At 72.6% G+C, this 18,900-nt stretch carries 17 protein-coding genes and 1 riboswitch; of the genes, 3 read left to right on the top strand and 14 right to left on the bottom strand.

Going from position 1 to position 18,900, the window contains the following annotated elements; all coding sequences use genetic code 11:
* Positions 1-128: 128 nt before the first annotated feature.
* The gene (locus tag ACFXOA_RS21745; protein WP_385030878.1) at positions 129-1,391 is read left to right on the top strand and encodes a sulfite oxidase; all 1,263 of its coding nucleotides are present in this window, start codon (positions 129-131) and stop codon (positions 1,389-1,391) included.
* Positions 1,392-1,490: 99 nt separating this feature from the next.
* On the opposite strand, the gene ACFXOA_RS21740 is transcribed toward ACFXOA_RS21745, so the two are convergent.
* Together ACFXOA_RS21740 and ACFXOA_RS21735 are read right to left on the bottom strand one after the other, a co-directional pair.
* The gene (locus ACFXOA_RS21740; RefSeq protein WP_385030875.1) at positions 1,491-2,387 is read right to left on the bottom strand and encodes an NAD(P)-dependent oxidoreductase; all 897 of its coding nucleotides are present in this window, start codon (positions 2,385-2,387) and stop codon (positions 1,491-1,493) included.
* Positions 2,388-2,434: 47 nt separating this feature from the next.
* A complete protein-coding gene (locus ACFXOA_RS21735) occupies positions 2,435-3,154 on the bottom strand; it encodes an adenosylcobinamide amidohydrolase (protein ID WP_385030872.1) in 720 nt (239 codons plus the stop codon).
* Between the two features lie 243 nt (positions 3,155-3,397).
* On the opposite strand from ACFXOA_RS21735, the gene ACFXOA_RS21730 reads away from it, so the two are divergent.
* Complete coding sequence (locus ACFXOA_RS21730; RefSeq protein ID WP_385030869.1) at positions 3,398-4,438, top strand: PRC and DUF2382 domain-containing protein; 1,041 nt, start codon at positions 3,398-3,400, stop codon at positions 4,436-4,438.
* Positions 4,439-4,548: 110 nt separating this feature from the next.
* Here ACFXOA_RS21730 and ACFXOA_RS21725 read toward each other — a convergent pair whose 3' ends face one another.
* The 5 genes from ACFXOA_RS21725 to ACFXOA_RS21705 form a co-directional block, all read right to left on the bottom strand.
* Positions 4,549-5,349 carry an ABC transporter ATP-binding protein gene (locus ACFXOA_RS21725; RefSeq protein WP_385030866.1) on the bottom strand — a complete coding sequence of 267 codons (801 nt, stop codon included), beginning with the start codon at positions 5,347-5,349 and terminating at the stop codon, positions 4,549-4,551.
* Positions 5,346-6,431, bottom strand: a complete 1,086-nt coding sequence (locus tag ACFXOA_RS21720) for a FecCD family ABC transporter permease (RefSeq protein ID WP_385031102.1) — start codon at positions 6,429-6,431, stop codon at positions 5,346-5,348. The genes ACFXOA_RS21725 and ACFXOA_RS21720 overlap by 4 nt, the downstream gene beginning before the upstream one ends.
* A gap of 89 nt (positions 6,432-6,520) precedes the next feature.
* The gene (locus ACFXOA_RS21715) at positions 6,521-7,552 is read right to left on the bottom strand and encodes an ABC transporter substrate-binding protein (RefSeq protein WP_385030863.1); all 1,032 of its coding nucleotides are present in this window, start codon (positions 7,550-7,552) and stop codon (positions 6,521-6,523) included.
* Positions 7,553-7,622: 70 nt separating this feature from the next.
* A riboswitch (cobalamin riboswitch) is annotated at positions 7,623-7,810 on the bottom strand.
* A gap of 237 nt (positions 7,811-8,047) precedes the next feature.
* Entirely contained in the window at positions 8,048-9,895 is a 1,848-nt protein-coding gene (locus ACFXOA_RS21710) for an acyl-CoA dehydrogenase (protein ID WP_385030860.1), read from the bottom strand.
* Between the two features lie 46 nt (positions 9,896-9,941).
* Positions 9,942-10,892, bottom strand: a complete 951-nt coding sequence (locus ACFXOA_RS21705; RefSeq protein ID WP_385030857.1) for a carbohydrate kinase — start codon at positions 10,890-10,892, stop codon at positions 9,942-9,944.
* Between the two features lie 215 nt (positions 10,893-11,107).
* Here ACFXOA_RS21705 and ACFXOA_RS21700 point away from each other — a divergent pair, with 215 nt between their 5' ends.
* Entirely contained in the window at positions 11,108-11,677 is a 570-nt protein-coding gene (locus ACFXOA_RS21700) for a dihydrofolate reductase family protein (RefSeq protein WP_385030855.1), read from the top strand.
* Positions 11,678-12,076: 399 nt separating this feature from the next.
* Here the strand turns inward: ACFXOA_RS21700 and ACFXOA_RS21695 are convergent, their stop codons facing one another.
* The 7 genes from ACFXOA_RS21695 to ACFXOA_RS21665 all read right to left on the bottom strand — a co-directional run bounded on the left by ACFXOA_RS21695 (position 12,077) and on the right by ACFXOA_RS21665 (position 18,755).
* Positions 12,077-12,952, bottom strand: a complete 876-nt coding sequence (locus tag ACFXOA_RS21695; RefSeq protein WP_385030853.1) for an ABC transporter substrate-binding protein — start codon at positions 12,950-12,952, stop codon at positions 12,077-12,079.
* Positions 12,953-12,957: 5 nt separating this feature from the next.
* Complete coding sequence (locus ACFXOA_RS21690) at positions 12,958-13,650, bottom strand: GNAT family N-acetyltransferase (RefSeq protein ID WP_385030851.1); 693 nt, start codon at positions 13,648-13,650, stop codon at positions 12,958-12,960.
* Between the two features lie 49 nt (positions 13,651-13,699).
* Positions 13,700-14,611, bottom strand: coding sequence for a YihY/virulence factor BrkB family protein (locus tag ACFXOA_RS21685; RefSeq protein WP_385030848.1), 912 nt, complete (start codon positions 14,609-14,611; stop codon positions 13,700-13,702).
* 125 nt (positions 14,612-14,736) lie between these two features.
* Complete coding sequence (locus ACFXOA_RS21680) at positions 14,737-15,054, bottom strand: cupin (protein ID WP_385030845.1); 318 nt, start codon at positions 15,052-15,054, stop codon at positions 14,737-14,739.
* Positions 15,055-15,086: 32 nt separating this feature from the next.
* Complete coding sequence (locus tag ACFXOA_RS21675; protein ID WP_385030842.1) at positions 15,087-16,721, bottom strand: glycoside hydrolase family 13 protein; 1,635 nt, start codon at positions 16,719-16,721, stop codon at positions 15,087-15,089.
* A 108-nt stretch (positions 16,722-16,829) separates the two neighbouring features.
* A complete protein-coding gene (locus ACFXOA_RS21670; protein WP_385030839.1) occupies positions 16,830-17,777 on the bottom strand; it encodes a carbohydrate ABC transporter permease in 948 nt (315 codons plus the stop codon).
* Between the two features lie 15 nt (positions 17,778-17,792).
* Positions 17,793-18,755 (bottom strand): carbohydrate ABC transporter permease, encoded by a 963-nt coding sequence (locus ACFXOA_RS21665; RefSeq protein ID WP_385030836.1) that lies wholly within the window; start codon positions 18,753-18,755, stop codon positions 17,793-17,795.
* Positions 18,756-18,900 lie beyond the last annotated feature (145 nt).

Here is an 18,900-nt window from a genome sequence, read left to right as displayed (position 1 = left end):
TTCGTGGCGAGACGGGCGGGCAGCTTCCGGCAGGCGCGGGCAGGCCCTACGGTCCGGTACGGAAGGCCACCGGACCCGGCGACCGGGTCCGGTCCCGCCGTGCCGCCCACCCCTCCCACGGAGCGCCCATGACGTCCGCACCTCCGTCCGAAGCCGCGTACGACCGTCTCCGGTTGCGCCAATGGGCGCGGGGCCGCGCCGTGTCGGCGGGGACGCACCGGCGTGATCTGCTGAAGCTGGTCGCGGCGGCCTCCGTGGCCACCCCTTGGGTGGCGGCCGCAGCGGCCCCCGCCGCGGCGTCGCAGCCGGGGCTGCCCGGGGTCGTGAAGCCTCTGCCGCCGGAGTTCTTCACGTTGCGCGGGACCAACGCCGAGACGAACTTCGAGGCGCTGCGCGACACGGGCCTGCTCACGCCTGTCGACCGCTTCTTCGTGCGCAACCACACGGCGACCCCCTCGGTGGACGCGGCGCGGTGGACGCTGACGGTCTGGGGCAACGGGTTGCGCGGCGGACCGGTCGACTTCTCCTACGACGCACTGCGCGCGCTGCCGTCGGTCACCCGGACGGCGTTCGTCGAGTGCGCGGGCAACGGCCGCAGCTTCTTCACGTCGCAGCAGGGTCAGCAGGTCAGCGGGACGGCCTGGACCCTCGGCGCGATCGGGACGGCGCGCTGGCGCGGCGTGCGCCTCGCGGAGGTGCTGCGGCGCGCCGGGATCGGCCGGCACGCGGTGGACGTGCTCCCCCGCGGCCTGGACGCGGAGGTGGCCGGCGACGGTGTGAACCTGGGCCGCGTGCGCAGGCCCCTGCCGGTGTCGAAGGCGATGGACGACGTGCTCCTCGCCTACGAGATGAACGGCGAGCCGCTACCGCCGGACCACGGCGCGCCGGTACGGCTGATCGTGCCGTCCTGGGTGGGCATCGCGAACATCAAGTGGGTGGGCGACATCGAGGTGAGCGAACAGCCGCTGCTGAGCCCCTGGAACACGGGCCTGTACCGGCTGTTCGGACCTGGGCACCCGCCGGAGGGCAGTGCGCCCCTGACCCGGCAGACACTCAAGAGCGCGTTCGAGCTCGCGCCCGGGGCCTCGTTCGCCGTCGGACGCGAGCACCGGCTCACCGGCCGGAGCTGGTCGGGCGGCACGCCCGTGCGGTCGGTCGAGATCAGCACGGACGGCGGCGGCCGGTGGCGCCCCGCTCGCCTGCGGGACGAGCCTCGGGCGGGGAGCTGGGTCCGGTGGGCCGCCGACTGGGTGCCGCGTGCGACGGGCCCCACCGTGCTGCTCGCGAGGGCGACGGACCGGTCGGGCCGTGTGCAGCCCGCCGCCACCGCACACAACACGCAGGGCTATCTCTTCGACGCGGTGGTGCGACACGCCGTGACGGTGGTCTGACCTTCAGGCGCCACGGCCCTCCACCCGGGCGGCGTCCCGCCACGGCGGGCGCTCACGCACGACGGCGGCACGCACGGCTCCGTTCACCCACAACACCGCTCACGCACGGCGCCCGGCGTGGTAGGTGGCGATCATGTCCTCGTCGCCGTGGCCTGCGGCCTCGGCCCGGGTGAACCGCTCGGCGGAGGCTTCCACCAGGTCGAGCTTCACTCCGGCCGCCTCGGCGGCCTCGAGGATCAGGCCGGTGTCCTTGAGCGCCGTGCTGAGAGCGAAGCTGGGGCTGAGATCACCGGAGAGGACCGCGGCGGACTTGCCCTGGAGGTAGGGCGTGTCCAGCGGGCCGCCCTTCATCGCGTCGAGGAAGAGCCTCGGGTCGAGGCCCAGCCCCTCGGCGAGGTTGAGGCACTCCGCGACCGCGTTGACCATGTTGATCACCCAGGTGTTGGCGACGAGCTTCAGCCGGGTGGCCGCCCCGGGTTCCTCGCCGACCCAGAGGGTCCGCTGCCCGATGGCGTCCAGCACAGGCAGAACGCTGGTCCTGGCGGTGGAGGGACCGGAGACGAACACGGTGAGGGTGCCCTGCTCGGCAGGCTGCCTGGTACCGGAGACCGGTGCGTCGAGGTAGACGAGCCCAAGTTCCCCGGCCCGGTGGGCGAGGTCCGTCGTGGCGTCGGTTCCGACCGTGGAGCTCTGCAGCCAGACCTGACCCGGCCGCAGACCGGGAGCGGCGTCCTTGAGGGTCTGCGCGACCGACGGGCCGTCGTTGAGCGCGGTGAGGACGACATCGGCCCCGCGCACAGCCTCCTCAGCCGTGTCCGTCACGGTGGCGCCGTCGGCCCGGAGCGGTTCGGCCCGGGACCGTGTGCGGTTCCAGACCCTGACCGGAATGCCTGCCCTGAGCATGCTGCGGGCCATGCCCGAACCCATGATCCCGGTGCCGAGCACGGCGACGGCCGGCGCGCCTGGGGCGGTTCGGGCGGAATCTGCGGCGGTCATGGGGTTCCCTTCGTCGCGGGGGCGGGTCACGGACCGGAGCCGGGGTCTCAAGGGTGCCGCAGCGCGCTCTCCAGGACGGCACGGTGCACGGCCCGGGCGAGTCTCGCCCCCCAGCGCGAACGCGGCCCGGCGAACAGTTCTCCGGGAAGCCCGGCCGGGTCGGGCGCCGCCACGCAGACCGCGTCGGTCGGTGTGCCGGAGCAGTCCGTACCGGCGTCCAGGAGGGCCTGGACCTTGGCCTCCGTTGCTGTGGCCACCGCGTTGACCAGAGCGGCGTCGGCCAGCGGCACCGGAAGGACGACGACGATGTTGACGGTGCCCGGCGGCAGTGCGGCGTCGGCACCCTCGTCCGGGGTGGCGGCCCATCCGCGTACACCGAGGCCGCTGGTGACCGTCGCCGTGGCGCCCTCGTCGTCGGCGACGGCGAACGCGGTGACGTCCGCCGCGGTCATCAGACCGGCTCCCGGGCCTTCGAGCGCCTCCGCCGCGGCGATCTCCGCGAGGTGCCGGTCGGGATCGAGCCGTGGGTACCCGCCCGGCACCTGGGCGTTCAGGATCCACTCCCGTGCTCCGATCCCGCCGCCGAGCACCGCGCTGCTGCACACACGCCAGCCCGGCCCCAGTCGCCAGACCAGATGGTGCAGCGACGCGCCGTCCTCCTCGCGGGACAGCAGTTCGCCGCGCGGGCGGAGCGGCGAGATACCCGCGATACCGATGACGCACCCCCGTGACAGGCCTGCCGACCGCTTCGGCAGCCCGTTGATCATACGGGCCGGCCGCCGCCCGGGCCCCGCGCGCCGGCACCTGGCCTCTCACCCGAATGGCCTAATGCGGCAGGCGGGCGGATCAGGGCCTGGAGCGGGGCCACCGCCCCTCCCCGGTGTCCGGGGCCGCTCACCGTGCGGGCCGGGAAGTTGCAGCGTCCAAGCGGGTGAGGCGCGATGGAATCCGGACGCGCCTCCCCTGCTGGACCCACCCACAGGACGCGCCCGGGCGAGGAGGAATCGGCCATGGGAGCCGCTGACGGTTTCACGGATTCCGGAGAACTCGACGGTCTGACCGTCTACGACAGCGACGGTGAGAAGGTCGGAGCGGTTGGCCGGGTGTACGTCGACGACGACACCGGCAAGCCCGACTGGATCACGGTCAAGACCGGCATGTTCGGGATGAAGGAGAGCTTCGTACCGCTTGCCGGGGCTCGCCGTGTGGGCTCCGACCTGCACGTCTCGCACACGAAGGACAGCGTCAAGGAAGCGCCTCGGGTGGATGCGGACGCGCACCTCTCCGTGTCGGAGGAGGAGGAGCTCTACCGGCACTACGGGGTGACCCGGAAGGGAGCCGCGGGCTCCGGAGGCGACGCGCGCACGACCTCCGGGACCGGAACCGCTGCCATGGGCGCCGCGGGCGCGGCCGGAGCGGCCGGAGCCGCGGGCACGGGCCGTACCACCGGCCAGGCGAAGCCCACCGGCACCAAGGCCGGCATGGGCGCGGCCGGGACCACGGCGGGCGCGGGCACCGCGGGCACCACGGCGGGCGCGGCAGCCGGAACCGGCAGGCACCGCGACATGGACGCCTCGTCCACGTCGCGCCCGCTCGCCGGAGCCGGGGCCGAGCGGTCCGCGACGGGCGCCGGTGGCCGCGAGGAGATGATCCGGTCCGAGGAGCAGCTCCAGGTCGGAACCGAGGAGTACGAGAGCGGCACGGCACGCCTGCACAAGTACGTCGTGACGGAGAACGTCACGCGCACGGTGCCGGTGTCGCACGAGGAGGTGCGCGTGGTGCGCGAGCCTCTGCAGCCGGGCGAGAAGGGAGCAGCCACCAAGGGCCAGCTCGGTGAGCAGGACGTCGAAGTCACCCTGCACGCCGAACGAGCCACCGTCCGCAAGGAGGCCGTCCCGGTGGAACGGGTCCGTCTCGAAACCAGCAAGGTCACCGAGCAGAAGGAAGTCTCCGCCGAACTCCGCAAGGAGAAGATCGACTACGCGGACGGCAAGGAAACGGGCAGCGACAAGGACATGGGCGGCGAGTTCGGCCAGGGACGTCGTCGCTGACCCCCTCGGACAGCGGCGGAAGGCCGCGTGACAGAAGCGAGGGGCGGACCCGGTCGTTCACGGGCCCGCCCTCTCGTCCGTCCGGCGCCGCCGGGGCACCGGCCCCGCGGTCAGCCCGGCAGGAACCGTACGGACGGCCGGCCGTCGGGCCCGTCCGGCGTCACCACCGCGCGCACCCGGTAGACCTCGGCGATGAGCTCCTCGGTGATGACCTCCGAGGGCGTGCCGCCGGCCACCACCCGCCCTTCCTTGAGCACGGTGATCCGGTCGCAGAACATCGCGGCCAGGTTGAGGTCGTGCAGCGCCACCACCGCGGTGACGGGCAGGGCGGCGACGAGGGACAGCAGCTCCAGCTGGTGCTGGATGTCCAGGTGGTTCGTGGGTTCGTCCAGCAGGAGTTCGCAGGGCCGTTGGGCCAGAGCCCGCGCGATGTGGACGCGCTGACGCTCGCCGCCCGAGAGGGTGCGCCAGGACCGGGCGGCGTGATCGGTGAGCGCGGTGCGTTCCAGCGCCTCGCGCACCGCCGTCTCGTCCTCGGGACCGGGCGCGCTCCAGACGCGCCGGTGGGGGATCCGGCCGAGCCTCACGACGTCCCGCACCGTCAGGTCCACCTGGGTGTCCGCCTGCTGCTCCACCACGGCCACGCGGCGGGCGACGTCGCGGCGGCCCGTCTCGGCGAGCGTCCGGCCGTCCAGGCTGACCGTCCCCGCACCGGGGGCGAGCACACCGGCCATCACGCGCAGCAGCGTGGTCTTGCCGGAGCCGTTCGGGCCCAGGAGCCCGAGCGTGGTGCCGGGGGCCGGCGCCACGCTGACCCCGTCCAGCAGGAGTCTCCCTCCGGCCTCCCGGCTGACGCTCACGGCACGCAGCCCGTCGCCCGGGCCGCCCGCCCCGGGCGGCGGCGCCTTCATACGCCCCTCCGTGTGCGGTGGAGGATCAGGACGAAGACCGGCACGCCGACGAGCGAGGTGACCACACCGACCGGCACCTCCTGCGGTACGAGGACGGTCCTGGCCAGGGTGTCGGCCCAGACCATGAACACGGCCCCGGAGAGAGCGGTCACCGGCAGCAGCCTGCGGTGCCCGGCACCTGCCAGCGCCCGGGCCGCGTGCGGCAGCACCAGGCCGACGAATCCGATGGCACCGGCGGAGCTGACCAGGGCGGCCGTCAGGAGCGCCGTGGTGCAGAGCAGCACGGTCCTGGTGCGCCCGACCCGCACGCCGAGGGCCGCCGCCGCGTCCTGGCCGAACGCGAAGGCGTCGAGCGTGCGGGCGTGACCGAGACAGACCGCCAGCGCCACCGCCAGCACGGCGGCGCAGATCCTCACGTCGCTCCAGCCCGCGCCGCTCAGGGAGCCGAGCAGCCAGAAGAGCACGCCCCGTGTCTGCTCGGCGTCGGCGGCCGTCATCACGACGAACGAGGTGAGTGCGGAGAAGAGCTGCATGACCGCGACCCCGGAGAGGACGACCCGGTCGGTGGATCCTCCGAGCGTGTGGCTGAGCATCAGGACGAGCGCGAACGCGCCCAGCGCGCCGGCGAAGGCGCCGCCCGGGACGGAGACCGCTCCCCCGCCTGCGCCGAGGACCACCACCACGACGGCCCCGGTCGAGGCTCCCGAGGAGACACCGAGGACGAAGGGGTCGGCGAGCGGGTTGCGCAGCAGGGACTGCATCACCGCGCCGCACACCGCGAGTCCCGCTCCGCACACCGCGGCCAGCAGGGTCCTGGGCATGCGGAGGTTCCATACGATGCCGTCCCGGATCGGGGTCAGTCGTGCGTCGCCGATGCCGAGGTGCGAGGACACCACCGACCAGACGTCCGGGACGGAGATCCGGGCGGGGCCGATGGTGACGGCGACCGCGACGGACAGGACGAGGACGACCGGTCCGGTCGCCCACAGCAGGCCCCGGCGCACCGGGGACGTCGGCGTGTCGGCGGCTGCGCCGGTCGTCCCGTACCCGGGCGGCGCCCCGGTGCGCCTGCCGTGGACCACCCGGCGCACGGGCCCCGCCGGGCCCTCGACCGGACGCGTGCGCACCGGGCGGTCCGGCGCCTGCCCGTCCGGAACGTGTCCGTTCCCGGTCACCTGGCGAGCCCGAACGACCGCAGTCCGGCCGCGACGCGCTCGACACCCTCCACGGTCCGGATCGTCGGGTTCATCGCCTGGCCGCTCAGCAGGACGTACCTCTTGTGGCGGACGGCGTCCATGGTGCGGGTCACGGGATCGTTCTCGAGGAACTCGATCTTCTTCGCGGCGCTCTCGGCGGTCTGCGACCGCCGTGTCAGATCGCCGATCACCAGGACGTCGGGGTTGCGGTCCGCGACCGTCTCCCAGCTGACCTGCGGCCATTCCTCGTGCGTGTCGTGGAGGACGTTCCTCGCGCCGAGTTCCCCGGTGATCACGCCGGGTGCCCCGCAGCATCCGGCCATGTAGGGAGCCTCGGCGTTCGCGAACCAGTAGAGGAGGGTGGTGTCCGACGCCTTGATGCCCGCGGTCGCCTTCGCGATCCGGGCCCGCAGATCCGCCACCAGCTTCTCCCCGCGCTCGGGCACCCCGAACACGGCTGCCAGGTCCCGCACTTCGCCGTAGACCGCGTCCATCGTCAGTGGCTCGGTCCGGGCGCCGTCCCCGCCTCCGCTGTTGTCCTTGCCCGAGCAGTCGGCCGGTGACAGGTACGACGGCACGCCCAGCTCGTCGAACTGTGCGCGGGAGGCCACACCGCCCTTGCCCAGCGTGGACTCGAAGGAAGCGGTGACGAAGTCGGGTTCCTCGTCCAGGACCCGTTCGTAGGAGGGCCGGTTCTCGGCGATCCGGTCCACCGCGGCCTCGTCCTTCTCCAGGCCCTTCATCACCGGATCCGTCCAGGTCGCGGTTCCGGCGATCCGGTCGGCGAGTCCCAGGGACAGCAGGATCTCGGTCGATCCCTGGTCGAGGGAGACCGCGCGGCGTGGCGGCTGGTCGACGGTCACCGTGCGGCCGCAGTTCTCCAGGGTGACGGGGAAGCCCGCGGCGGAGGGCGTGCGCGCGGCACCGTCCGACGCCCCGCCTCCCCCGCCACACGCGGCCAGCAGGGCAAGTCCGGTGATGAGCACGGATGTTCGGCGTACGGTCATGGCTATGTGCGGCACAGGGTCCCTCTGCGTCCGGGGCTCATGCGCGGAGCCCGCTACGGCGTACGCTCCCGGTGAGGAAGCGGGTGCCAGCAGGTCTTCGGACTCGGGGTCGTCCGGACGGAGCGCCTTCCCATTGCACCCGAGAGTGCCCCAGTGGCCTTGGCTCCGCCCGTCCCCCTCACCGCTGCGCGTCAGCTCCGGATTCACACCGGATTCCCTGACTCCCGACGGAGTGTGACTGGCTTCTGCAAGCTATCACGCACCTTGGCACCCGGAATCCAGCCGGTGGGCGGGTGCGCCGGGGCCCCGGGACACCGCACCGGCCCACCTCTCCTCAGCGCGGGAGACGAACCGATTCGCCGTGGCCGCGACCCGGGCGACCACCGCGACGGGCCAGCAGGGACACCGTGCCCCAGTAGGCCAGGAGGACCACGCGCAGCCCGAGGATCTCCAGCCTCTCCCCCGCACACGCCGTCAGTCCGGCGCGCCGGGGGTTCAACGGGCGCTCCCACGCGGCTCGTTCCAGGGTGCCGACGGATCGTCGTAGGCGTCCGCGTAGCCGGGCCCGGCGATCGGCCAGTCGGCGAGCAGTTCCCCGGGCAGAGCAAAGGAGGCCGCCAGTTCGGGGGCGTGGGCGGCTACCGCCGCGATCAGTTCCTCGGCTTCCCCCGGCAACTCGTCCACCTGCCCGGCCGTCAGGAAACCGGCGGCCAGGAGATCGCCGCTGTTGCGGGACACCCACTCGATCGCGAACAGCCGCTCCAGCTCACCGAGCCGGTCCCTGGCGAATCCGTGGGGCAGCGCGGCACGAGCCTCGTCACAGGCCCGGAACGCCTGGTGGTAGGCGTACGCCTCCACACCGCGCACAGCCGCGCCCGAGGCGGCGTTCCACTGCCCCAGGGGGTCGGAGCCGGACGCCCCGAGCGCGCGTTCGCCGGCGCGGGCGAACCAGATGTGCTGGAGGGCCGCGAGCAGTCCGTCCAGGAATGCGGGCTCGGCGAGGGCGCCCGGCCGGGCGGGGACCGGATCGCGGGGGCCGCCCGGCTCCGGGGCCAGGAGCATGTCGGCGGCGGCCTTCGCGTACAGGGCGATGTTGTCGCCCTCCGCGGTGATGGCTCCCTCCACCCCGGTGACGAGTTCGGTCATGCCGTTGTTCTCCAGCAGCGCCTGCGCCCCGCAGCGTTCGCGGCTCTCGACGATGACCTCGCGCGCCCGCCAGGTGATCCACGCCTTCGCCACGTCGACGAGCCGCCCCGCCTCCGTCCGGCCGTCCTCGTCCGTACAGGAGTCCCAGCGCTCCATCGCCGTCCGGGAGAGCAGGGTCATGGCGAAGACCGTGGCCATGGCCGACGCGAGCGGACCGTGGTGGGTACGGTGCGTGTTCACCGGAACCGGGGGCATGCCACGGCTGCCGGAGATCATCCGGTGGCCGCCGTACCGTACGGCGACGGCCAGTGCGGCCCGGGCCGAGCCCGCCGCGCAGGCGCTCATGGCGATCCGCCCCGGTGTGACCCGGCCGATCGAGGCGAGGAAGCGCCGCCTCCGGTCGCCCGGACCGGTACGGAAGTCCCCCTGTCCCGCTGCCTCCTCACCGGACTCCAGGAGGGCGTCGCGGGGCACGAACAGCCGGTCGAACGAGGTCAGGCAGTGGTCCACGGGACTGCCCATACGGGCAGGCAGCCGCCGTACCCGGACCCCGGGGAGCGCCTGTACCCCGTCGTTGAGCGGCACCAGGAAGAGGCGTACCCCGTGATCCGCTCCGTCGGCGACCAGCCGCGCGGCGACCAGCCCGGACTTGGCGCCGCCCGCAGGACTGGTGTTGGGCATGAACTTCTGCGCACCCGCGTTCGGCGTGTGCAGGACGAATCCGTCCCGTTCACGGTCGTACGTCGCCGTCGTCTCCATCGCGGCGGCGTTGTTGCCGTGCGCCACCTCGGTACAGAGGTAGGTGCCGATATGACGCATCGACAGGTAGTCCGACAGATCGCGGCGGCCGACCGGGTCGTGGTCGAGGAGGCTGCCGAGGAAGAGGTTGTAGTGGATCCCGGCGACGGTCGCCAGCGCTGGATCGACCGGGCCGAGCCAGGCGTGCAGAGCGGCGAGCGCCCGGGGGTCGGAGGCGAGTCGCGCCCCGCTGTCGAGCGAGCGGTTGAGGATCCGGAGCCGCTCGTAGGCGAGTCCGAGTCTCTCCTCGGGGGTCCCGCCGGGCGGGCGGCGGAACGGTTCTGTGCTGATCAGCCGCCGCCAGAAACCGTGTTCGCGGCGGTGATCCGGACCGAGGAGGACGCAGGTGAGCTGTTCGGTGGTCGAGGGAGGGGAGGTATCGGCAAGGGTCACGGTCATATCGGAATCAACGACCGCGGTGGGGACGAAGACACCCCCTGGCCGGCTACCGCTCGGGAGACGGCGCGCTGATCAGGGCGGCGGCCAGCTCCTTCGCGTCGGGCGGGAGGGCGCCCGCACGTGTCACGGTCACGGAGGCCGAGGCGACCGCGTGGCGCAGCACTTCGCCCAGGACCACATGGTCCAGTTCGTGGAGCCGTGCGCGCGCGGACGGGCCCCCGAGGAGTCCTCGCTCTGCCAGAGCGTGCAGGGTGCCGGACATGAAGGCGTCGCCCGCGCCCACGGTGTCGGTGACGGCCACGGCCGCCGCGGGGATGCTCACGGATCCACCGGGCAGGAGGGCGACGGCGCCTCGCTCGCCCCGGGTGACCAGGACGGCGGCGGGCCCGGAACCCAGCCATCGTCCGGCCACCGCCTCGGGCGCGTCGTCCGGGTACAGCCACCGCAGGTCCTCGTCGCTGGCCTTGACGACGTCGCTGAGCGCGACGAAGTCCTCCGCCCGGCCGACGGCGCTCGCCCGGTCCCCCATCAGGGCCGGCCGCACGTTGGGGTCGTAGCTGACGGTGGCGTGTGCCCGGAGGCCGCGGACCAGGTCCAGGACCGAGTCCGCCCCGGGTCCCACGGCGGTGGCGACCGAACCGGTGTGGACGTGCCCGGCCCGCGCGCAGGGCTCCACCGGTCCCAGCGTCCAGTCGATGTCGAAGGTGTAGGTGGCCCGGCCGGCGGCGTCGAGTGCGACGGTGGCGGACGGGGTACGGCCACTGCGTCCGTCGGTGAGCACCCGGACACCCGCCGATGTGAGGTGATCCTCGATCAGCCGCCCGTCGGGGTCCTGCCCGAGCTGGGTGAGCAGCGTGGTGTCGCGCCCCAGTCTCGCCAGGCCGTACGCGACGTTGGCGGGACTGCCCCCCGGATGGGTCCGGTCCGGTTCACCCGGCAGCCGGACGACGTCGGCCACACATTCGCCGATGACCAGCAGGGCAGGGCTGTCGGACATGAGAGCGGTCTCCTGGAGAGCGGGCGGAGTGCCGGGGCACGGCGGTCACGGAAGCGCTGCGCCCGATTCTCCCCCGGGCGCCGCCCGGTGTGGCACCCGGGCCGGGTGTGACGGTCAGCGGCGTCGCCGACGCCCCGGACCGGCGCGCCCGGTGGCGCGCGGAGTCCGTGTACGGTCCGGTGGACGCGGGGCGCGCACCAAGGGAGAGCGACAGGATGAGACCGCTTCGATACTCGATCAACGTGACGCTCGACGGCTGCTGCCATCACGAGGCAGGGCTCCCCCCGGACGAGGAGTCCATGCGCTACTGGACCGCTGAGATGGAGCGGGCCGACGCGCTGCTGCTCGGCCGGGTGACCTACGAGATGATGGAATCGGCGTGGCGGAAGCCCGCCACGGGTGTGTGGCCCGCGTGGATGGATGAGTGGGAGATCCCCTTCGCCGAAGCCATCGACCGGGCGAAGAAGTACGTCGTGTCGGGCACGCTGAGCGGGGCCGACTGGAATGCCGAGCTGGTGCGGGGCGACCTGGGGCGAGCGGTTCGGCGGCTCAAGCAGGAGCCGGGCGGCGGCCTGTGGGTGGGCGGCGTGACCCTCCCCCGGGCGTTGGCAGATCTTGGATTGATCGACGAGTACGAGTTCCTCGTCCAGCCGGTCCTCGCCGGACGCGGGCCGACGTTGCTGGCCGGGCTGGGCGAGCGCGTCCGGCTCGAGCTCGTGGACCGCCAGGAGTTCCGGTCGGGGGCGGTGGCCCAGCGGTACCGGCCCACGCGTCCCACCGCGTGAGGTGACGGGATCCGGCACGTCCGCCGTTCGTCGCGACGGAACGGCGCTTCGTTCCCTGCCCCGGCATCGCGAGGACCGCCATGTGGGGCGGGGAGATCATTCGGATGAACACCGAGCGGTGCCGGGGCTGTCGTGGCAGTCGCGTCGGTGGTTCAGGAACGGTGCTCGTCCTGCCGCACGGCTGCTCCAGGGGTCACGGGTCTCCGCGGACCCGACGGGCCCCCGACGGGCGTGGACCGCGCGATCCGCGCCGCCCGTACGGAGCACGGAGCCGTCCTCCCGCGCGAGGGCGATGCCGGTGCCGGACGCGGAAGGCCTGGCCGGTGCGCCCGAAGGCTCGCGCGGAGGACCCGGGTACCGCCTGCGTCCGCTCCGGGGTGCTCCGCTCGGCTCAGCGGGTCAGTCGTCCCGCGATGCCTCCAGCGCCTGCGCCACCTGCCCGAGGAACCGCGCGTGCGCCTGCGGACTGCACAACGGCTCCGGGTTCCAGGGCACCCTGCGCGGAGCTCCCCCGGTCCGCGCCCGGACGGGATCGGTGACGGCGTCGAGCGGGAACGCGTTGGACCGGATGTCGGTCAGGACGATGTCCGGGCCGAGGGCGGACGCGGCAGCCCAGTCGACGGTGGCCCAGTTGACTCCGGGACCCTCGGGAGGGGACACCAGTTCGACGCCCAGTTCGGCGAGGACCCGCAGTTCGGGCCACATCTGCGGGCGTGCGACGTATGCCTGGTCCGGGCTCGCGGGTGAGAGCGCCAGCACCCTGCGGCCGGCACCCGCGGCGGCCGCGCGCAGGCGCTCGCGGGCGCTGCCCAGCTCCTCCGCCGCGCCTGCCGCCGGAGCACCGCCGAGCGAGGCGGCGAGCTCGCTGAACCGGTCCGTGACCCGGTCGAGCGTACGGGCCTGCCCGACGTCGATCACGACGACCGGGACGCGCTCCTCGAGGTGCTTGGCGGTGTCCGGGTCCAGTCCGTAGACCTGGCCGTGTCCGTAGCTGACCGCGACGACCAGGTCCGGGGCGCCTCGTAACAGCGTGTCCACGTCCAGAGCGTCACCCGCGCCCCGGTAGTCCACCCTGCCGAGGGGAAGTCCGCCCGTCTTCGCCCGGTCCGGCTCCGCTCCGTCGTGTCCGGAGCCGAAGACGCCCTCCGGGAGGATCCCGTGGTCCCACAGCGTGGCACCCGCCTGGACGTACGCGAGTATCCGGGACGGCGGGCGGTCCGCCACCGCCGACTGCCCGCGGTCGTCCGCGAAGCTCCAGGCGTTCTCGTCGGTCATTCCACTCACCCCTCCGTGCCGGCGGCCCGGGCCCTCTCCCGGGCTCGCCCCCCACTACCTGCCCACGCCGCCGGTTCCACACCCGTCGTGACACGCCCGAGATAGGTGAGCGGCCCCGGGTCGGGTACGTCGATCACCTCGAAGCCGAGCCGGTCGTAGAAGGCCCTGGCCGGGGTGTTGGCGGTGAGCATGGAGAGATGGACGGCCGGGACGCCCTTCTGCCTCAGCGCGTCCAGGAAGGCTCCCATCAGTTCACGGCCGAACCCCTTGCGCTGCCACGGCGGCAGCAGGTCGATGTGCAGGTGGGCGGGATGGCCGTCCAGCTCCGGGAGGATCATGCGTTCGGGGCGGTACAGGAGTGCCGTCATCGCCTCTGTGAGGGTGCCCGGCTCACCGTCGGGTTCGGGGAAGCGGTCGGTCACCCGGGGGATCCAGACCTCGCGGAACCGCTCGACGAACCGCCTGGTGTCGGCGGTGCCCAGCACATAGCCGACCGGCTGTCCCGAGCCGTCGTCGAGGACGAAGGCGAGGTCCGGCTCGAGGTGGGCGTAGGGCTCGGCGAACAGTGCGGGCATGAGGCCCGGATCCGGGTACAGACGGGTGCTGTCGCCCCCGTTGTCAGCCGTGCGGACGCAGATGTCCGCGAGAGCCTCGCCGTCGGAGGGCCGGTAGGGACGCACGTACGGAGTGCTCGTCATCGCCCCATCCTTCACCGTTGGGAGCGCTCCCACAAGGCCCCGGAGGGCTTCAGGAAGGTGCACCGTCCTGCCGCGCACCGGTACGTGCGAGTTCCACGTTGAACTGCGCTCCGGCCAGGAGCGCGAAGTTGGTGAACCAGATCCAGATCAGGAAGACGACCAGCCCGGCGAGCGAGCCGTACAACCGGCTGTAGCTGCCGATGTGCGTCGCGTACAGCGCGAATCCGGCGGAGGCGATCAGCCAGAGCGAGGCCGCGAGCACGCCCCCGGGCAGGCCGGGCCGCACCCCGCGCGCCGAGCGCGGGCCGGTGTTGAAGAGGACGACGATGAGGCAGGCGACCAGGCAGAGCAGCACAGGCCATTTGAGCCCCGCCCAGAGTGCCTCGCCGGCTTGTTCGAGGCCGAGGCGGCGGCCGAGCCACCGGGCCAGCGGCCCGGTGAGCACCAGGGCGAACGCACTGGCCATGAGCAGGACGAGCAGACCCATCGCGGAGGCCACGATGATGGGTGCCTGGCGCAGCGGGGGCCTGGTGTCCTTCACGTCGTGCATGGCGTGCAGCGCGCGCCGGAAGACCGCCAGGTAGCTGGAGGCGGACCAGACCGCGCTGACACTTCCCGTGGCCACGAGCAGCCACACCGCGGTGCGCTCGTGCGTCGCCGCCTCCAGGGGCCTGCGCAGGGCGGCCCCCGACTCGGCCGGGGCGAAGGCGGTGATGTCGGCGATCAGGGCGCTGGTCGCGCCGGGATTAGCGAGACCGATGACGGAGACGGTCACCAGGAGCGCCGGGAGGAGCGCGAGGATGGCGTAGTAGGTGAGGGCCGCCGCCCAGTCGGAGATGTCGTCGTTCCACAACGAGACGGGGGTGCGGCGCAGAGCGGTGCGCCATCGCCTGACCGTCGCGGTGTTCCCGCCCGTGCGCGGTGGTCGGTCCGCGAGGGGGGTGGGGGGCCTGCTGGGCACGCGGGGTCTCCGGGGACGTAGGAGGGAGGCAGACGAGCGGGCCGGGCGTCGTCACCGCTGATCGGACGTCCCGGCCGCCTACCTTTCTCTCATGCCTCGTTCCCGCGGGTGTACTCCAGGTGCGCTCAGTCGTTGACCGCCGTGAGCAGCACCACCGCGTCCTCCAGCGCCAGCAGCCCGTGCCGCTCCTGGGGGACGGGGTGCAGACCGCCCGCCGGGAGCTCCACGTCGCCGGACCCTGCGGTGATCCTGACCGCGCCCCGGAGCACCTGGAGCGATGCGGCGGGGGGCGCGTTGTGCTCGTCGAGCGCCGAGCCCGCGGTGAGCGCGATCACCGTCTGCCGCAGTGGCTCCTGGCGCAGCAGCAGGTGCGCGCTGCGTCCGTGCGCGCTGGCGCGGGCCGCGGACAGGTGCTCGTCGGCGAGAGCGTTGAGATCGTCCATAGGACCACCATGCCGCAGCCCTCGCCGCCCCGCTATCCCTCCCCGCGCAGCCAGGCGGCGGCGTCGGCGGGGAGTCTGCCGGAGCCGTCGAGCGGGGTGCTGGTCAGCAGGACCGTCTCGTGGGCCGGGAGCTCCACCGGGGCGGACGTGAGGTTGACGACGCAGATCAGCCCGTGGGTGCGTGCGAACGCCAGGACGCCGGGCTCGGTCGGCAGCCAGTCCAGCCGGCCGGCCGCCGTCTCCCCCGGGGCCGCGGCGAAACCGGGTTCGGTGCGCCTGAGCGCCAGTGCCCGCCGGTAGAGGCTGAGCATCGAGGCAGGATCGGTGGTCTGTCCGTCGGCGGCGTAGGACGCCCAGCCCTCCGGCTGCGGCAGCCAGGGCTCGGCGGTGGATCCGAATCCGGCGTGGGGCGCTTCGGCGGCCCACGGCATGGGTACCCGGCAGCCGTCCCGGCCGGGGTCGACGCCGCCCGAGCGCAGGTGCATCGGGTCCTCGATGCGGTCGAGCGGGATGTCCGCCTCGGGGAGGCCGAGCTCCTCGCCCTGGTACAGGTAGACCGCGCCCGGCAGCGCGAGTGAGAGGAGCGCGGCGGCCCGGGCCCGGCGGGTGCCCAGCTCCAGGTCCGTGGGGGTGCCGAAGACCTTCGCGGCGAAGTCGAAGCCGGTGTCCTCGCGCCCGTAGCGGGTGACGGTGCGCGTCACGTCGTGGTTGCAGAGCACCCAGGTGGCGGGCGCGCCGACCGGGGCGTGCTCGGCGAGGGTGTCGTCGATGGAGGAGCGCAGACGCGCCGGGTCCCAGGGGCAGGCGAGGAAGGTGAAGTTGAAGGCGGTGTGCAGTTCGTCGGGGCGCAGGTAGCGGGCGAAGCGCTCGGAGTCCGGGAGCCAGACCTCGCCGACGAAGATGCCGTCGTACCGGTCGGCGATGGCGCGCCAGGAGCGGTAGATGTCGTGGAGTTCGTCGCGGTCGACGTAGGGGTGGGGGTCGACGCCCTCGGTGAAGTCGGGCAGGGCCGGATCCTTGGCGAGCAGGGCGGCGGAGTCGATCCGTACGCCGGCCACGCCTCGGTCGAACCAGAAGCGCAGGACGTCCTCGTGCTCCTGCCGGACCGCCGGGTGGGCCCAGTTCAGGTCGGGCTGCCCGGGGGCGAAGAGGTGGAGGTACCACTGCCCGTCGTCGAGTCTGGTCCAGGGGGTGCCGCCGAATTCGGAGACCCAGTCGTTGGGCGGGATCTCACCGTGTTCACCGCGCCCCTCCCGGAAGTGGAAGAGCTCGCGTTCGGGGCTGCCGGGAGCGGCGGCCAGGGCGGCCCTGAACCAGCTGTGCCGGTCGGACACGTGGTTGGGAACGATGTCGATGATGGTGCGGATGCCCAGGTCGCGGGCCTCCGCGATGAGCTTCTCCGCCTCGGCGAGGTTGCCGAACGCCGGGTCGATGGTGCGGTAGTCGGCCACGTCGTAGCCGCCGTCGGCCAGCGGGGAGAGGTACCAGGGGGTGAACCACAGTGCGTCCACGCCGAGTTCCACGAGGTACGGCAGTCGCGCTCGGACTCCCGCGAGGTCGCCGGTGCCGTCTCCGTCGCCGTCGGCGAAGCTGCGTACGTAGACCTGGTAGATGGCGGCGTCGCGCCACCACGGTGCGGTGGCCTCGGTCGGACGGATGGCTGCCACGTGACGTTCCTTTCGGGCAGGAGGTACTCCGCCCCCGGCCCGGACACGGGGCGTCGGTTGGTGGGCCGGGGGCGGAGTGCTGGTGAGGAGACGGTGTTCGGCGGGGCGTCAGCCCTTGAGGCCGCCCGCGGTGAGACCGCTCATGATGTTGCGCTGGAAGAGCAGGAAGATGAGCAGCGTCGGGAGCGACGCGATGGTGAGCGCGGCGATGAGGACGTTCAGCGGCACCCCGTTGGACAGCGAGTAGATGCCCACGTTGAGGGTCTGCTTGGCCGGGTCGGGCAGGGTGAGCATCGGCCAGAGGAAGTCCTTCCACACCCCGACGATCGCGAAGATGGAGACGACGCCGAGGATGGGCCGGGAGATCGGCAGGACGATGCTGCGCAGGGTGCGCGAGGGCGAGGCCCCGTCGATGGCCGCGGCGTCGAGGAGCTCGCCGGGGATGGAGTCGAAGAACCGCTTCAGCAGGAAGATGTTGAAGGCGTTGGTCACCGAGGGCAGCCAGATCGCCCAGGGCGAGTTGAGCAGGTTGCGCTCGAAGATCGGCACGTCGAGGACGGTGAGGTACTGCGGGACGACGAGGACGGTCGCCGGGATCATCAGGGTGGCGAGCATCATGCCGAGGATGGCCTTGCCGAAGACCGGCCGCAGCTTGGACAGCGAGTAGGCGGCTGCGACGTCGAGGACCAGTTGGAAGGCCAGCGCCCCGAACGCGTAGTAGAGGGTGTTGAAGAGCAGCTTGGACAGGTCCATCACGGTCCACGCCTGGGAGTAGTTCTCCGTGTGGACCGACGAGGGGACGAACGTCGGCGGACTCTGCACGACCTCCTGGGTGGCCTTGAGGCCGCCGGTGACCATCCAGTAGAGAGGGCCGAGGAAGGCCAGGGTGAACGCGGCCACGACCAGGGCGAAGACGGTCCAGTAGAGCGCCCTTCCCTTCGGACGGCCGAGCTGGGCCGGTGAGATCAGGGTCCGCTGGCGGCCCCGGTCCATGTCCCGGCGCCGGCCCGCCCTGCCGCCGGCGCCGCGCCGGGAGACAAGCGTGTTGGATGCCATCGTCGTGCTCCCGTCCTAGTCTTCGCTGCTGCGGCTGAGGCGTACGTACACGGCGGAGAAGCCCGCGAGCACGACCAGCAGGACGAGTCCGAGTGCCGCCGCGCCGCCGTAGTTGTTGAAGTTGAAGGCGTACTGGTAGATGAGGTAGACGACGGTCGTGGTGGAGCCCTCGGGGCCGGCGCCGTTGGTGAGCAGGAAGGGCTCGGTGAAGACCTGCATCGTCGCGATGATCTGCATGAGCAGCAGCAGCGACAGGATGAGCCTGGTCTGCGGGATGGTGACGTGCCAGATCTTCCGGAGCAGTCCGGCGCCGTCGAGCTCGGCCGCCTCGTAGAGCTCGCCGGGTATGCCCTGGAGTGCGGCGAGGTAGATGAGTGTGGCTCCGCCCATGTTCATCCACGTCGAGGCGATGACGACGGAGAGCATGGAGGTGCTCGGGTCCTGGAGCCATTGCTGGGCGGGCAGATGGAGGAATTCCAGGATGCGGTTGAACAGCCCGTAGCCGGGGTCGTAGAAGTACTTGAAGAGCAGCACCGAGGCGACCGGCGGCAGCATGACGGGGAGGTAGACCAGCAGCCGCAGGTATCCCTGCGCGTGCCGGAACTCGTTGAGCACGACGGCGACGACGAACGGGACGGCGAACCCCAGCAGGAGGGCCAGCACCGTGAAGAGCAGGGTGTTGCGCCAGGCCTGCCAGAACGCCGGGTCGTTGAAGACGTAACTCAGGTTGGACCAGCCGGCCCAGGTGGTCTCGCCGTCCTCCGTCTTCTGGAAGGCCAGGATGAACTCCCTGACCATCGGATACCAGGAGAAGAAGGCGAAGCAGAGGACCGCTCCGATCAGGAAGCCGTGGGCAGAGATGTTGCGGCGCAGGGCGCGCACGAACTCCTCACGGCCGGAGTCCGGCCCGGTGGCGCGCTGGTGGTGCCCGGGTGGCGGTGCGCTCGCCTTCCCGGTGGACAGGGTGGGGGCCGACATGGTCTCTCCTCGGTGCGCGTGCTGTCACTGGACGGTCAGGACGCGGTGGGCGGGGCCCCCCCCCCCCCCCCCCCCCCCGCCCCGACGGGGTAGGCCCGGCCAGGGTTTACAGCTGCGACGCGGGGGGGGGGAGCGTGTAGATTTT

The sequence above is a fragment of the Streptomyces sp. NPDC059166 genome, assembly GCF_042755185.1.
Taxonomy (GTDB): Bacteria; Actinomycetota; Actinomycetes; order Streptomycetales; family Streptomycetaceae; genus Streptomyces.
The sequence above is the reverse complement of the archived record's forward strand: the minus strand, read 5'-3'. Positions and strand labels throughout refer to the sequence as shown.

Excerpts from the sequence above, each read along its gene's own strand:
- ACFXOA_RS21730 (WP_385030869.1), top strand. The coding sequence starts at position 3,398 with ATGGGAGCCGCTGACGGTTTCACGGATTCCGGAGAACTCGACGGTCTG.
- ACFXOA_RS21745 (WP_385030878.1), top strand. The coding sequence starts at position 129 with ATGACGTCCGCACCTCCGTCCGAAGCCGCGTACGACCGTCTCCGGTTG.
- ACFXOA_RS21665 (WP_385030836.1), bottom strand. The coding sequence starts at position 18,755 with ATGTCGGCCCCCACCCTGTCCACCGGGAAGGCGAGCGCACCGCCACCC.
- ACFXOA_RS21715 (WP_385030863.1), bottom strand. The coding sequence starts at position 7,552 with ATGACCGTACGCCGAACATCCGTGCTCATCACCGGACTTGCCCTGCTG.
- ACFXOA_RS21735 (WP_385030872.1), bottom strand. The coding sequence starts at position 3,154 with ATGATCAACGGGCTGCCGAAGCGGTCGGCAGGCCTGTCACGGGGGTGC.
- ACFXOA_RS21700 (WP_385030855.1), top strand. The coding sequence starts at position 11,108 with ATGAGACCGCTTCGATACTCGATCAACGTGACGCTCGACGGCTGCTGC.
- ACFXOA_RS21695 (WP_385030853.1), bottom strand. The coding sequence starts at position 12,952 with ATGACCGACGAGAACGCCTGGAGCTTCGCGGACGACCGCGGGCAGTCG.
- ACFXOA_RS21740 (WP_385030875.1), bottom strand. The coding sequence starts at position 2,387 with ATGACCGCCGCAGATTCCGCCCGAACCGCCCCAGGCGCGCCGGCCGTC.
- ACFXOA_RS21725 (WP_385030866.1), bottom strand. The coding sequence starts at position 5,349 with ATGAAGGCGCCGCCGCCCGGGGCGGGCGGCCCGGGCGACGGGCTGCGT.
- ACFXOA_RS21680 (WP_385030845.1), bottom strand. The coding sequence starts at position 15,054 with ATGGACGATCTCAACGCTCTCGCCGACGAGCACCTGTCCGCGGCCCGC.
- ACFXOA_RS21705 (WP_385030857.1), bottom strand. The coding sequence starts at position 10,892 with ATGTCCGACAGCCCTGCCCTGCTGGTCATCGGCGAATGTGTGGCCGAC.
- ACFXOA_RS21710 (WP_385030860.1), bottom strand. The coding sequence starts at position 9,895 with ATGACCGTGACCCTTGCCGATACCTCCCCTCCCTCGACCACCGAACAG.
- ACFXOA_RS21670 (WP_385030839.1), bottom strand. The coding sequence starts at position 17,777 with ATGGCATCCAACACGCTTGTCTCCCGGCGCGGCGCCGGCGGCAGGGCG.
- ACFXOA_RS21690 (WP_385030851.1), bottom strand. The coding sequence starts at position 13,650 with ATGACGAGCACTCCGTACGTGCGTCCCTACCGGCCCTCCGACGGCGAG.